This window comes from Vibrio sp. 14G-20, assembly GCF_026241515.1.
In the GTDB taxonomy this organism is placed as follows: domain Bacteria; phylum Pseudomonadota; class Gammaproteobacteria; order Enterobacterales; family Vibrionaceae; genus Vibrio.
In genome coordinates, this window is the sequence record NZ_JAPHPW010000011.1 from 131,735 (window position 1) to 146,448 (window position 14,714).

At 44.1% G+C, this 14,714-nt stretch carries 13 protein-coding genes; 10 read left to right on the forward strand and 3 right to left on the reverse strand.

All coding sequences use genetic code 11. The features are described 5' to 3' along the window. Window positions 1–110 precede the first annotated feature (110 nt). The 4 genes from ihfB to pyrF all read left to right on the forward strand — a co-directional run bounded on the left by ihfB (window position 111) and on the right by pyrF (window position 2,811). Window positions 111–395 (forward strand): integration host factor subunit beta, encoded by a 285-nt coding sequence (gene ihfB / locus OQJ75_RS12400; protein ID WP_017060238.1) that lies wholly within the window; start codon window positions 111–113, stop codon window positions 393–395. Between the two features lie 129 nt (window positions 396–524). Continuing rightward, window positions 525–797, forward strand: a complete 273-nt coding sequence (locus OQJ75_RS12405; protein ID WP_017066774.1) for a LapA family protein — start codon at window positions 525–527, stop codon at window positions 795–797. Between the two features lie 12 nt (window positions 798–809). Next, complete coding sequence (lapB, locus tag OQJ75_RS12410) at window positions 810–1,985, forward strand: lipopolysaccharide assembly protein LapB (RefSeq protein WP_016769333.1); 1,176 nt, start codon at window positions 810–812, stop codon at window positions 1,983–1,985. 130 nt (window positions 1,986–2,115) lie between these two features. Next, complete coding sequence (pyrF, locus tag OQJ75_RS12415) at window positions 2,116–2,811, forward strand: orotidine-5'-phosphate decarboxylase (protein ID WP_265973639.1); 696 nt, start codon at window positions 2,116–2,118, stop codon at window positions 2,809–2,811. Window positions 2,812–2,907: 96 nt separating this feature from the next. Here the strand turns inward: pyrF and miaE are convergent, their stop codons facing one another. Together miaE and OQJ75_RS12425 are read right to left on the reverse strand one after the other, a co-directional pair. Next, window positions 2,908–3,663, reverse strand: coding sequence for a tRNA isopentenyl-2-thiomethyl-A-37 hydroxylase MiaE (miaE, locus tag OQJ75_RS12420; RefSeq protein ID WP_265973638.1), 756 nt, complete (start codon window positions 3,661–3,663; stop codon window positions 2,908–2,910). A 143-nt stretch (window positions 3,664–3,806) separates the two neighbouring features. Then, window positions 3,807–4,571: a DNA repair protein gene (locus tag OQJ75_RS12425; RefSeq protein ID WP_265973637.1), complete on the reverse strand. Its 765-nt coding sequence runs from the start codon at window positions 4,569–4,571 to the stop codon at window positions 3,807–3,809. Between the two features lie 322 nt (window positions 4,572–4,893). On the opposite strand from OQJ75_RS12425, the gene cysB reads away from it, so the two are divergent. After that, window positions 4,894–5,868 (forward strand): HTH-type transcriptional regulator CysB, encoded by a 975-nt coding sequence (gene cysB / locus OQJ75_RS12430; RefSeq protein WP_248374507.1) that lies wholly within the window; start codon window positions 4,894–4,896, stop codon window positions 5,866–5,868. Window positions 5,869–6,016: 148 nt separating this feature from the next. Further along, complete coding sequence (locus OQJ75_RS12435) at window positions 6,017–7,219, forward strand: methyltransferase (RefSeq protein ID WP_265973636.1); 1,203 nt, start codon at window positions 6,017–6,019, stop codon at window positions 7,217–7,219. A gap of 158 nt (window positions 7,220–7,377) precedes the next feature. On the opposite strand, the gene ald is transcribed toward OQJ75_RS12435, so the two are convergent. Continuing rightward, window positions 7,378–8,502, reverse strand: coding sequence for an alanine dehydrogenase (gene ald, locus OQJ75_RS12440; protein ID WP_265973635.1), 1,125 nt, complete (start codon window positions 8,500–8,502; stop codon window positions 7,378–7,380). A gap of 156 nt (window positions 8,503–8,658) precedes the next feature. On the opposite strand from ald, the gene lrp reads away from it, so the two are divergent. The 4 genes from lrp to OQJ75_RS12460 all read left to right on the forward strand — a co-directional run bounded on the left by lrp (window position 8,659) and on the right by OQJ75_RS12460 (window position 14,694). After that, window positions 8,659–9,153: a leucine-responsive transcriptional regulator Lrp gene (gene lrp / locus OQJ75_RS12445; RefSeq protein WP_004734558.1), complete on the forward strand. Its 495-nt coding sequence runs from the start codon at window positions 8,659–8,661 to the stop codon at window positions 9,151–9,153. A 163-nt stretch (window positions 9,154–9,316) separates the two neighbouring features. Beyond that, a complete protein-coding gene (locus OQJ75_RS12450) occupies window positions 9,317–12,439 on the forward strand; it encodes a DNA translocase FtsK 4TM domain-containing protein (protein WP_265973634.1) in 3,123 nt (1,040 codons plus the stop codon). Window positions 12,440–12,677: 238 nt separating this feature from the next. Then, on the forward strand, window positions 12,678–13,274 hold the full coding sequence (gene lolA, locus OQJ75_RS12455) for an outer membrane lipoprotein chaperone LolA (protein ID WP_029222615.1): 597 nt from the start codon (window positions 12,678–12,680) through the stop codon (window positions 13,272–13,274). A gap of 64 nt (window positions 13,275–13,338) precedes the next feature. Continuing rightward, complete coding sequence (locus OQJ75_RS12460; protein WP_282575867.1) at window positions 13,339–14,694, forward strand: replication-associated recombination protein A; 1,356 nt, start codon at window positions 13,339–13,341, stop codon at window positions 14,692–14,694. The last annotated feature ends 20 nt before the right edge of the window (window positions 14,695–14,714 follow it).

Consider the following 14,714-nt stretch of genomic DNA (forward strand, 5'->3'; position numbering starts at 1 on the left):
TAAGAGAATTATAGCTATCTAGCCAAGAAAGGAGCCGTAAGGCTCCTTTTTTTTTGCTTATTTTTCCGATAGGTCTATAATTTCTAAAAAGAAAACCAACGAGGGTAACTATGACTAAGTCTGAATTGATTGAAAGACTGTGCGCTGAGCAAACGCATCTTTCTGCAAAAGAAATTGAAGACGCTGTAAAAGACATTTTAGAGCATATGGCTTCAACACTAGAAAGTGGTGATCGAATCGAAATTCGCGGTTTTGGCAGCTTTTCTCTGCATTATCGTGAGCCTCGTGTTGGACGTAACCCAAAGACTGGTGACAAGGTTGAGTTAGAAGGTAAATACGTTCCTCACTTCAAACCAGGTAAAGAGTTACGTGAACGAGTAAACTCAGGAATGTAGCCTACTTATCGGAATTAAGAAAAGCGGCATACTATAATGTATGCCGCTTTTTTATGACCATAATATGGTGGTCTGATTAGTAATTTTCCTGCATAATCGTACAGCTAACCAACCAATGAGTGATGAACTATGAAAATTATAAAAATAGTCGCCGTTATCGCACTTTTCCTAATTGCACTGGCTTTAGGCTCTCAAAACCAAACAACTGTGAATTTCAACTATCTGCTAGCGCAAGGTGACTTCCACCTATCAAGTTTATTAGGTGTTGTATTCGTTTCAGGCTTTGCCCTTGCTTGGTTAGTCTTTGGTAATATGCACATGCGGTCTCAGCTAAAAATTCATCGCTTGAAGAAGCAACTCAATAAGCAATCAAAGCAGGTCGCTGCTGATACTAAAGCTTAAAGGCTATATTTGATGTTAGAGTTACTGTTCTTACTTTTGCCCATCGCAGCCGCTTATGGCTGGTATATGGGTAATCGTAATGCTCAGCAAGAAAAACAAAAACAATCACACCAGATCTCCCGTCAATACGTGACGGGTTTGAACCTATTACTGTCAGACCAATCTGACAAAGCGGTTGATCACTTCATAGAGCTACTTCAAGTAGACAATGAAACCATCGATACTCACTTGGCTTTGGGCAACTTGTTCCGCTCAAGAGGCGAAGTCGACCGCGCTATTCGCATTCACCAAAATCTTATCTCTCGTTCGGGATTAACGCTCGATCAGAAAAACCTCGCACTGCAACAATTAGCTAAAGACTATATGGTCTCTGGCTTTCTTGACCGCGCCGAAAAAATCTTTGAACAGCTTGTAGAAGAACCCGACCACAAAGAGGGTGCTCTGCAACAGTTGGTTGCTATTTATCAGCAAACACGTGAGTGGAACAAAGCTATCCATTACGGAAATATTTTAGTCAAACTCGGTAAGAAGAAAATGAAGATGCGTGCCACAGTCGCGCATTTCTGGTGTGAGCTTGCGATGCAAGAACAAGCCGACGGTAACAGGTCTAAGGCGCTTCAACACTTCAAGAAGGCTCTGTCTGAGGATCCTAAATGTGTTCGTGCTAGCATTGCTTTAGGTAAGTTTCATTTAGCGAACGAAGATTACCAAAAGACTATCGATTGTCTGGAATCGGTACTCGAGCAAGATATCGACTTCATTAGTGAGGTGTTGCCAACCCTTGCTGAGTGTTACCACAAGCTTGGACAAGAAGCTCAACTGGTCGAATTCCTTAAAGCGTGTATCCAGAAGAAAGCCGGCGTATCTGCGGAACTAATGCTTGCTCAATTAGTTGCTCACCATGAAGATGTTGGCTCTGCTCAAGAGCTACTCACCAAGCAACTTGTTAAAAATCCAACCATGAAAGGTTTTTACCGATTAATCGATTATCACCTAGCAGAAGCAGAAGAAGGTCGAGCGAAAGATAGCTTAACCACGCTTCAATCCATGGTTGGTGAGCAGCTTAAAGTTAAGCCTCATTACCGTTGCCGCCAGTGTGGTTTCTCAACACACTCAATGTATTGGCACTGCCCTTCATGTAAAGGGTGGGGGACGATCAAGCCTATTCGTGGGCTTGATGGTGAATAGATTTGTGGTCATTTTAAGACCAAATTTTTAATTGCAGCTTTCGGGCTGCATTTTTATGACTGTTATTTATCACCCGCTATGTGTAGGTGAGTAAATATTTTGTAGAAAGTTAACTGCGTTAGGAGATGAAATGAACGACCAAAAAATCATTGTAGCCTTGGATTATGACAACCAAACGGATGCGTTAGCCTTTGTTGATCGTATTGACCCAGCATCTTGCCGCTTAAAAGTCGGCAAAGAGATGTTTACCTTGTTTGGCCCTGAGTTTGTTCGTGAATTACATAAGCGTGGTTTCTCAGTATTCTTAGACCTTAAATTCCACGACATTCCTAACACATGTTCAAAAGCAGTGCGCGCTGCTGCTGAACTTGGCGTATGGATGGTGAACGTACACGCAAGTGGCGGTGAGCGCATGATGACGGCTTCTCGTGAAATCTTAGAACCGTATGGTAAAGATCGTCCGCTGCTTATCGGTGTAACAGTACTAACCAGTATGGAGCAGTCTGATCTAGCGGGTATCGGTTTAGACCTAGAGCCACAACAGCAAGTAATGCGCTTGGCTTCTCTTACTAAAAACTCGGGTTTAGACGGTGTGGTATGTTCAGCACAAGAGGCTTCATTGTTGAAAGGTGCACTTGGTCAGGAGTTTAAACTAGTGACTCCAGGTATTCGCCCTGTAGGTGCTGATGTTGGTGACCAGAAGCGTATTATGACGCCTTCTAAAGCGATTGAATCAGGTTCTGACTACCTAGTTATCGGTCGCCCAATTACTCAAGCTATAGACCCTGCAGCGGTTCTTGCTGAGATTAACGGCACTCTGGCTTAAGTTTCTTTTATAAGCTAACGATACGAATAAAGAAGGCCAGCAATTGCTGGCCTTCTTGTTTGTTTTCGAAAAACAGAGTTCGTTTGGGCTAGATAGTTAAACCGGCGCACCACTATGGAATTTAAAGTCACTGTCTTCTGAAGTAATAAGGTCAGCTTCTACTTGAGCAAAGTGTGCAATGCGTTCAGAGATATCTTTCCCTGCGATCTGCTCTGCTAGCTCAAGGTAGTCTTGGTAGTGGCGAGCTTCTGAACGAAGTAGAGACACGTAAAACTTCTCCATGTCTTCTTCCAAGAAAGGAGCTAATTTAGCGAAGCGTTCACAAGAGCGAGCTTCAATAAACGCCCCGATGATAAGTTTATCAACCAGAGCATCTGGCTCGTAAGTTTTCACTTGCTTGATTAAACCTTTAGCATAACGACCCGCTTCAATCGGTTGATACGTCACGCCTTTCTTTACCATCAACTCCATAACTTGATAAAAGTGATGCAGTTCTTCTTTAATTAGCAGCACCATTTTATCAATCAGGTCAGCACCGTAATTACAGCCTTCTTTCGCGGTGATTTGCTTGGATACGTTGCTTTTACCACGCAGAGATTCTAGATCTCCGACACGACGGTAAGCAAATTGCTCATATGGCAAAATCCATTCATTCAGTTGCTTCGCGCTTTCTTTATCTACCGCATACTTACGGATAAGGAACAAAGCACTCTGTGCAGCTTTAAGTTCACACAGCATGTGATCGCGTAGAATGATGTGAAGGTTTTCAGGCTTTTTGGCTTCATTTATCCATGAATCTGGCGTTTCGGCTTTAAGAAAAGAGTGGATTGGAGCGAGTAATTCTTGATACATGGTCAGGGAAAGTTTGTTGATAATGCGGGGATCTTACCACAGCTCAAGAGATCTCCCTATACAGAGAAAGGAAATTCAACCGCTACAAAAAAGGCCGCCGATTTAATGTAAACAAGGCGGCCTTTAAGTGCTGAATTAGACTGTTACCATTTCTTCTTCTGACCGAAAAGGGCGTCCATATCGTCTTCTCGCTCTTTAGATTCCATCTGCTGTAAATCTTGAGCGTTTTTGTCTTGGCGTTTCTGGTCAAGCTCGTTGAGCATCTGTTGAAGCTTTTCTTTTGCTTGATTAGAGTACGAGTCGTTTTTAGTCGCTAAAGCATCAATACCTTTGCGTAATAGCTGAATTGCTGTTCCCGGTTGCCCGCGAGAAATCGAATCGTTTGCACGTTTGATGACATTTTCAATGTTGATGCGAATTTGAATTGTCTCTAGACGAGCATTCTCAACAACATAAGCTTGGGTCTCAAAGCGGCCTTTATTGTGCTCGTTGCGCACCGTATCACGCAGGCGCTTAACTAACTTAAGCATCATGATCGCTTGCTTGTCACTACTTGGCACGCGGAAAGCGGTGCTCTCGCCACCTTTGTAGTTCTCTTTAAGCTGAGTGATTTGCTGTTTTACACTTTCAATGCGTTGGGCAAGTTGCTTATTTTTTAGATCGAGTTGATACATGTTTTCTAATGCATCAAGAATTCGATTGTTTAAGCATACAAGGAGATCTTGGCTAAACGGCATGTGATGAGCGTTGCCAATCAGTTCTTCTGTACCGTCAATAATGGTTAGATAACGAGAAGCTTCCTGTTTCTTCGCTGTTTCTACCTTAACTTTATATTGAAGCATGATGTTGTAGCCTAAAACTAACACCAAAAGAACGGCTACTAAGACGATGATTAAACCAATATTCATATATTTGAGTCTGCTTATTATTTTCTATAGCTAACTGGAGAGGATACACGATTCCATTGTGTATCGGCACTCGTAAATTGCAATTTCTGATTATCTCTTGTTGAGCGAAATCGGCAATCAAAACTTACCAACTAATGTATGAGAATGAGGGTTGGGTTGCAAAGCGTTAGTGATGTTTTTGTTTGTTAAGCTAGAAAAACTCAATTTTCCTGTCATTTTTGTGTTCGAAGCGTTATAACTATTAATTATATTACACGAGACTATAACGCTCTCTTTGCAAATAAGTTAGCACAGAAATGAGTAAAGGATTACGAGGTTAGATATGAAGTTACAGCAACTGAAGTACATTGTTGAGGTTCTAAACCATAACCTAAATGTTTCAGCTACAGCAGAGAGTTTGTACACATCTCAGCCTGGCATTAGTAAGCAAGTTAGATTACTTGAAGACGAATTAGGCATTCAGATTTTTGAGCGTAGCGGCAAGCATCTAACGCAGGTGACCCAAGCGGGTGAGGATATCATTCGTATCTCTCAAGAGATTTTGGCGCGCGTTGAAAGTATTAAAGCGGTAGCGGGTGAGCACACTCATCCAGAGATGGGTACATTGAATATTTCAACCACTCATACTCAAGCTCGTTATGCACTGCCTGATGTGATTAAAGGTTTCACTGCGCGTTACCCTAAAGTATCGCTTCACATGCACCAAGGCACGCCAAGCCAAATGTCAGAAGCCGTCGCTAAGGGTACAGCGAATTTTGCGATTGCAACGGAAGCGCTTCATTTATATCAAGACGCGATTATGTTGCCTTGTTATCACTGGAATCGCTCGATTGTTGTTACTAAAGATCACCCTCTAGCGCAAAAGAAATTAGTGTCAATTGAAGATCTTGCCGCCTATTCTCTAGTGACTTACGTCTTCGGCTTTACGGGACGCTCAGAACTCGATACCGCGTTCAACAAAGTTGGTCTAACACCGAGGGTTGTGTTTACCGCGACCGATGCTGACGTAATCAAAACCTATGTTCGTATGGGCATTGGTGTTGGTGTAATCGCAAGTATGGCGATTGACAACGAGCAAGATACTGATTTGGTTGCGATTGATGCGAGCCATCTATTTGGTGCGAGTACAACCAGCATTGGTTTTAGAAAAGGTACCTTCCTGCGTTCTTACATGTTTGACTTTATGGAGCGTTTTGCACCACATCTAACTCGACCTGTTGTTGAGCAAGCAATTTCTCTTAAATCAAATGATGAAATTGAAGAGATGTTTAAGGATATCGAACTGCCGGTTCGTTAATCTCATCGTGTAAATCTAGATTATTATTCGGCCTGTATCTACAGGCCGTTTTTCTTTCTGGTTTCGAGCTTTCTTTGCTGCCCTCTTTATATCGAGCCTTTCCATTTCCGTTTGTTGCCCCTACAATCCACGCATCATAGGGGGAAGCATGCATTCACGATTTATAATTCTCGACTCATTCTTGTTAGAGCACCAAGTCTATTGGCGTTCAGAGCCTTTTCACCTATGTCAAACTCAGCAACAACCATGGGCTGATGTGAATCGTCCTCTTGTTGATTGGTTGGATAGTTTGAGTATCGAGAGAATTCAGACTCTCAAAGAACAACCGCAAGACTTGCTAGTTGAGATTACGCGCTTCCTTCCAAAGTTAGAGAAAGCCAATCAAAATATCCAGTTCAATCAAACTGCGCTTGTTGGGCTCGATCTTCCGCGTGGAACTGCCGATGGTATTCCCGGTAGAAAGCTAAAACAAATTATTGCGATGGGAGAGGCTTCTCTTGAGCATCACCAAGGGCAAGAGTGGCTGGAATGGTGCTCTGGTAAAGGCTTTCTTGGTCGAATTCTATCTCAGCAATCTGACCAAAAAGTCACGAGCTTTGAATGGCAGCAATCGTTATGCGAAAGTGGACAAAAGATTGCTGATGACCAGAAATTAGAGATGAATTTTGTTCAAGGTGACGCGTTTTCTGAAAGTGCCGATGATGTGTTTAACTTTGACCAACACGCTGTCGCACTGCATGCCTGTGGTGACCTTCATGTCGAGTTGGTTAAAAAGTCTGTCTCAAATGGGTTACCTGCAGTAACCATCTCTCCTTGTTGTTATCACCTTATTCGTGACGAAAACTATCAAGCGATGTCATCAGTGGCCAAGGCTTCGGCTTTAACATTGAGCAAGAGTGATTTACGTATCCCACTTCAAGAAACCGTTACTGGTGGTGAAAGGGTAAAGAGGCATCGTCAACTAGAGATGAGTTACCGTTTGGGCTTTAGCAAGTTACTTAAGGCTGAACTTAACATTGACGAATACATTCCTGTACCGAGCATCAAAAAATCAGAGTTAGCTGAGGGTTTCGAATCCTTCTGCCTGTGGGCATTTGAAGTGAAAGGGTTATCATTTCGCTCCGATATTGACTTTGAATCCTATCTTGTTCAAGGCGATACACTTTTCTGGGAGATGGAGAAGCTTAGCTTAGTCCAACAAGTCTTTAGACGACCATTAGAAGTATGGCTCGCTTTGGATCGTGCTATTTACTTGCAAGAGCAAGGCTATGAGGCAACCATCGAAGAGTTTTGTGAGCGGACTGTCACGCCTCGAAACCTGTTGATTCATGGTGTTAAGAGCGACCGATAAACCACACAAGTATAAGATAGAGCGTTGTTCATAGCTCACGAGCGATAGTGCTACAGATACAAAAAAGCCAGTTCGACGATGTCGGACTGGCTTTTTAATGTTTGTTGTAACTGAACGCTTCAACGAGAAAATTTTACGCTCAGTTAGTCACTACATCATTAGTTAAACATTGCGATTGCTTCAGCTGGGTCTACGTAATCTAGGTCAAAGCTCTCTGCAACTTCTTTACAAGTCACTTTACCGTGGATTACGTTTAGACCTTCTAGGAAACCTTCATCAGATAGAAGTGCTTCGCGGTAGCCTTTGTTCGCTAGCTTAACAATGTAAGGAAGTGTTGCATTGTTTAGTGCGTAAGTAGAAGTACGAGCAACGGCACCTGGCATGTTAGCAACACAGTAGTGAACTACGTCATCAACGATATAAGTTGGGTCGGCGTGAGTCGTTGCGTGTGAAGTTTCGAAACAACCACCTTGGTCGATTGCAACATCAACAACTGCTGAACCTGGCTTCATCTTAGCTATGTGATCTTTTGTTACAAGTTTAGGAGCGGCTGCGCCAGGAATGAGTACTGCACCAATCACTAGGTCTGCTTCTAGAACATGCTTCTCAATAGCGTCTTCAGTAGAATAAACGACTTTTGCGCGACCTTGGAATTCTTCATCAAGACGACGAAGTGTATCTACGTTACGGTCAAGGATTGTAACATCAGCGCGAAGGCCAACAGCCATACGAGCTGCGTTAGCACCAACAACACCGCCACCAACAACAACAACTTTTGCTGGTTCAACTCCTGGAACGCCGCCAAGAAGAAGACCACAACCACCGTTAGATTTCTCTAATGTTTGTGCACCTGCTTGAATAGACATACGACCAGCGACTTCAGACATTGGTGCTAATAGTGGCAAGCGACCCATATTATCTGTTACAGTCTCATAGGCTACGCAGACAGCTTTGCTCTTGATAAGCTCTTCAGTTTGTGGAAAATCTGGTGCAAGGTGTAAATAGGTAAATAATATTTGCCCTTCGCGAAGCATAGCTCGCTCGACAGCTTGAGGTTCTTTAACCTTTACAATCATCTCTGCTTTCGCGAAAACGTCAGCAGCAGTAGGAAGAATGGATGCGCCTACAGCGATGTAATCATCGTCTGAAAAACCGATACCAGTACCGGCATTGGTTTCTACAAAAACTTGGTGGCCGTGTGAGATTAGTTCTCTCACGCTAGCTGGGGTCATACCAACGCGGTATTCGTGGTTCTTGATTTCCTTCGGTACGCCAATGATCATCCTGACTCCTCATTTTATTTTGGTTGTTTTATCTATGTGTAGGGTAATTCTGTCGAATTAATATCTAGTATAGATAGGTTCAGATAAAATTTGATACTGAATATTAAAAAGTTGTAGTATATTTTTTTGCAAGGAAGTAATAAGGTGGAATAAAAAATGGCAGACAATTATAAGAAGCCGTCCAAGGAACTAGATCGTATTGACCGCAACATTCTTAATGAGTTGCAAAAAGACGGTCGTATCTCAAACGTTGAACTCTCAAAACGAGTAGGACTTTCTCCAACTCCATGTCTTGAACGTGTTCGTCGTTTAGAACGTCAAGGTTACATTACTGGGTACACAGCGTTGCTGAACCCACAGTACCTTGATGCTTCACTTTTAGTGTTTGTTGAAATTACGTTGAACCGTGGTGCGCCAGATGTGTTTGAACAATTCAACACCGCTGTGCAGAAACTGGATGACATCCAAGAGTGTCATTTAGTGTCGGGTGATTTTGACTATCTTCTAAAAACACGTGTATCTGATATGGGTGCTTACCGTAAGCTACTGGGTGATACGTTACTGCGTCTACCAGGCGTAAACGACACTCGTACTTACGTTGTAATGGAAGAAGTGAAACAAACTAATCAACTTGTGATTAAAACTCGTTAATCACAATTGGTGAAATGAAAGAAAGCGGACATTTGTTCCGCTTTCTTGCTTTCTGGAATTGGGTTTTTCTGTTTGATATGGTTAAATCAACAGTAGTTTCATGAAAACGAATGGCTCGTGCCGTTCGCTATGTTTTTATCCCGTTTAATTATTAAGTTGGTTTATGTTCAAGCAGAGCAGTAATAAAGTAGAAACAATCATTAAAACGAGTGAAGAGCCTCAGTCTCCTCGTTTGAATGGTTCTCAACGTCTCAAAGAGTGCAGCCTGATTTTGGGTGTTCTGTTCTCTATTCTACTTGCCGTTGCGTTATTAACTTTTAGTCCTGCAGACCCATCATGGTCGCAAACGGCGTGGGGTGGTGACATTCAGAATGCGGGTGGCTACCTAGGTGCATGGTTGGCGGATACGCTTTTCTTTGTCTTTGGTTCACTGGCTTACCCGCTGCCTATATTAGTGACTGTGGCTGCATGGGTGTTGTTCCGCAAACGTAATGAAGACGAACAAATCGACTTCATGTTGTGGGGCACTCGCTTACTTGGCTTAACCGTTCTTATTCTTACTAGTTGTGGTCTAGCGGATATCAACTTTGACGACATCTGGTATTTCTCATCAGGTGGTGTGGTAGGTGACGTTTTAACAAGCCTTGCTCTTCCAACGTTGAATGTTCTTGGTAGTACGCTGGTTCTTCTTTTCTTATGGGGTGCTGGCTTTACTCTATTGACCGGTATTTCTTGGTTAAGCATTGTGGAATGGTTGGGTGAATGTGCTATCAAATTCTTCATCTCTGCTGTTAATAAGGGACGTGGCCAAGATCAAGAACTGCTTGAGCCTCAATTAAGAGAATCAGCAGACCGCGATTTAATCGAAGAACGTCATCAAGCGCCGACTTACCGTGATGTTCCTGCTATAGAAGACAACAAAGAATCAACAGAGCATGACCCGCTAGATCCTTCGATGAGCTTTTCTGCGACCAATGATTCTTCAGACGTGGCGACAAATGCGCGAGACAATGCTGTATCGCCGAAGCGTCATTACAACATTCACATGCCAGTCGATGCTCCTGCGAAACAAGAAGCTCCTGTTCATGAAGAACCTCAGGTTCAGCGCCAACCTGAAGTTGAACCTGAGTCACTCCCTGTAGCACCCGTTTACCAAGCGCCAGAAGAGCCTTTAGAAGAAGGTGTTGAGCGTTCTAAACAGCTCAATGCCACTATCGAGCAGCTAGAAAACGCCGCTATGTATGAAGATGATCTTGCTGAGCAAGAGCAGGTTGATGCGCATGAATCTCAGGTTGCGTACCAACAATACATGCAGAATGAGCAACCAGCAGTTAATCCGACCGAAACGGTTGTAGAAAGTGCTGAACCAGTAATGGATAGCTCACCAGAAATAAATAACGAGTTCACTGCGGAAGATGTTCAACCAGAATCTCTATACGCTTTGCCAATGGGTGAAATAGAAGAAGCACCACAAGAATTCTCAACGCCTTTCGAGACAACGGAAGAGCAAAACTTTGAACCTAATTCAGAGCTAGATGTTGAGCCTGTTGATAATGACGAACAGCCACTTGCTCCGTCACCTTACGAACAAGAGCCGACGCAAACGACCGAGCAAAACCAAGAACAAGAACCAGTTGTTGATCTTCCTTGGGAAGAGGTAACAGAAGAGGAACCTGTACATCCAGACCAAGACGTAGCGGCATTCCAAAACATTGTCTCTGAAGCACAAGCAAACATGGCAGCAACGCAAAACCCGTTCCTCGTTCAGCAAGATGTTAACTTGCCTAAACCAGCAGAACCATTGCCAACGCTTGAATTGTTGTTCCACCCTGAAAAGCGTGAAACCTTCATTGATCGCGATGCACTTGAAGCAATCGCTCGTTTGGTTGAATCTAAATTAGCCGATTACAAAATCAAAGCTGATGTGGTTGATATTTTCCCTGGTCCGGTTATCACTCGATTCGAGTTAGACCTTGCTCCGGGTGTGAAAGTAAGTCGAATTTCTGGTCTTTCAATGGACTTAGCGCGCTCACTTTCCGCATTGGCAGTGCGTGTCGTCGAGGTAATACCGGGCAAACCTTATGTTGGCTTAGAACTGCCTAACATGAGCCGCCAAACGGTGTTCTTCTCTGATGTAGTTGCTAGCCCTCAGTTCCAAGAGGCTAAATCACCAACGACGGTTGTTCTAGGGCAAGACATCGCAGGCGAAGCCGTTATTGCTGACCTATCAAAAATGCCACACGTTCTCGTCGCGGGTACAACCGGTTCTGGTAAGTCGGTGGGTGTGAACGTGATGATCTTGAGTATGCTTTACAAGGCATCGCCTGAAGACGTTCGTTTCATCATGATTGACCCGAAAATGTTGGAATTGTCTATCTATGAAGGTATTCCACATCTATTGTCTGAAGTCGTTACCGACATGAAAGATGCGTCTAACGCCCTTCGTTGGTGTGTTGGCGAAATGGAACGTCGTTACAAGCTGATGTCGGCGCTCGGTGTTCGTAACATTAAAGGCTACAACGACAAGTTGAAGATGGCCGCGGAAGCTGGCCACCCAATTCATGACCCACTGTGGAAGCCGGGCGACAGCATGGACCCTGAAGCACCATTGTTGGAAAAGCTGCCTTATATTGTGGTTGTTGTCGATGAATTCGCCGATTTGATCATGGTAGTGGGTAAGAAAGTAGAAGAACTGATTGCACGTTTGGCGCAGAAAGCACGTGCGGCTGGTGTCCACTTGATCTTAGCCACTCAACGTCCTTCGGTGGATGTTATTACGGGCCTTATTAAAGCAAACATCCCGACACGTGTTGCCTTTACCGTATCGACCAAAACGGACTCTCGAACCATTCTTGACCAAGGTGGTGCAGAGTCACTGCTTGGTATGGGTGATATGTTGTACTTACCACCGGGTTCAAGCCACACAACTCGTGTACATGGCGCATTTGCATCTGATGATGATGTTCATGCGGTCGTGAATAACTGGAAAGCACGAGGTAAGCCAAACTATATTGAAGAGATTACTAACGGCGACCAAACCCCAGAAACACTATTGCCGGGTGAGAAGATGGAAGGCGATGAAGAAGTCGATCCTCTGTTTGATCAAGTTGTCGAACACGTGGTTCATTCACGCCGTGGTTCTGTTTCTGGTGTACAACGTCGATTTAAGATCGGCTACAACCGTGCCGCACGAATTGTCGAGCAATTAGAGGCTCAAGGTATTGTCAGTGCTCCAGGACATAACGGTAACCGAGAAGTCTTGGCGCCAGCGCCACCAAAAGATTAGTTCCAATAGGAACTCATAACTATTCAGTCGGTCAAAACCAAAACATGACCGACTTATACCAATCGTAGTAAATAACTGGTCACCCTAGCTGGTTAAAACGCTCGATAACTGCGTTATAATTTTTGATTGTAGAATAACTACTTATCAAAAAATTACGCCTTGTTCTCAAGCCTTTTCCCGGCGCTATTTCTGATCACTTACTTACTGTGATTGGTATTATGATTTAACAGGACTATTGATGAAAAAAGTATTCGCACTTTTATTTATGAGCTTCTCAGTATTCGCTTCTCCGAAAGAAGAGTTGAGTAGCCGCTTGTCACTGAATGCAGGCTTCAGCGCTGACTTTAAACAAGTCGTAACCAGCCCTGACGGTGATGTTGTGATGGAAGGCGAGGGTACGGTAGAGATTGCGCGCCCAAGCTTATTCCGCTGGGAAACCACTTTCCCTGATGAAAACCTATTGGTATCTGATGGTCAAAGCTTGTGGTACTACAGCCCGTTCATTGAGCAAGTGAGCATTTACTGGCAAGAACAAGCCACATCGCAAACACCTTTTGTGTTGCTGACTCGTAACCAAGAAAGCGATTGGGATAACTACAATGTCGCGCAAACGGGTAATCAATTTACGCTAACGCCAACGGCTGTGGATTCTAATCAGGGCGATTTCCAGATTAACATCACCGAGAAAGGCATTGTTCAGGGCTTTAATGTGATTGAACAAGACGGCCAAAAAGGTGAGTTTACCTTTAACAATGTTGATTTAGGTAAACCTGCTGCAGACCGCTTTACTTTTGTGGCGCCGGAAGGTGTCGAGGTCGACGACCAAAGAAACTGATCCAAACTGGCAGATCGTTTGGTAGTAAGTCGATAGGCATTGATGCCATCAACGAATCAAGAGATTGCAATTGAGTAATTACAGCTTAGATTTTGCAGGGGACGAAGATTTTCGTCCCCTTGCTGCTCGTATGAGACCTGAAACTGTTGAACAGTACATCGGTCAGCAGCATATATTAGGCCCAGGTAAACCCCTTCGCAGAGCGTTGGAAGCGGGCCATATCCACTCCATGATTTTATGGGGGCCTCCGGGTACCGGTAAAACCACGCTGGCAGAAGTGGCAGCAAATTACGCCAATGCAGAAGTTGAGCGCGTATCAGCGGTGACGTCGGGTGTAAAAGACATTCGTATCGCCATTGAAAAAGCGCGTGAGAACAAGCAAGCAGGGCGTAGAACTATTCTATTTGTGGACGAAGTCCATCGCTTTAACAAAAGCCAACAAGATGCCTTTCTACCCCATATCGAAGATGGCACGGTTACGTTTATCGGCGCGACCACAGAAAACCCTTCTTTTGAATTGAACAACGCTTTGTTGTCGCGTGCGCGTGTCTACAAACTGACTTCTCTCAATACAGATGATATCGCCCTCGTCATTCGCCAAGCGATCGAAGATAAGCAGCGCGGGTTGGGTGATTTGACGGCTGATTTTGCTGACAACGTCTTAGATCGCCTCGCTGAACTGGTCAACGGTGACGCACGTATGTCGCTCAACTATCTTGAGCTGCTGTACGACATGGCTGAAGACAATGATAAAGGCGAGAAAGCGATAACGCTACAGTTGTTAGCTGAAGTGGCTGGCGAGAAGGTTGCTCGTTTCGATAACAAGGGTGATATTTGGTACGACCTAATCTCTGCCGTTCATAAGTCGATTCGTGGCTCTAATCCCGATGCCGCGTTGTATTGGTCGGCGAGAATGATTGCGGCGGGTTGTGACCCTTTGTATATCGTAAGGCGCTTATTGGCGATTGCTTCTGAAGATATTGGTAACGCAGACCCAAGAGCAATGCAGGTTGCGATGTCGGCTTGGGATTGCTTCACGCGTATTGGCCCAGCTGAAGGGGAGCGTGCGATTGCTCAGGCGGTTGTCTATTTAGCGTGTGCACCTAAGAGTAATGCCGTGTACACCGCATGGAAGCAAGCGTTAACGGATGCACACAATCTCCCTGAATATGAAGTGCCGCATCATTTGCGAAATGCACCCACAACTTTGATGAAGGACATGGGCTACGGGCAAGAATACCGTTATGCTCATGACGAACCAGGTGCCTACGCGGCTGGAGAAAAGTATTTGCCGCCTGAAATGGGTGAAACACAATACTATTTCCCAACAAAACGAGGCTTAGAGACCAAAATTGGCGAGAAGCTAGATTATCTGGCGGATTTGGACGCAAAAAGCCCACAAAAACGCTATGAAAAGTAGTCTTTTTTGGATATCGTTAC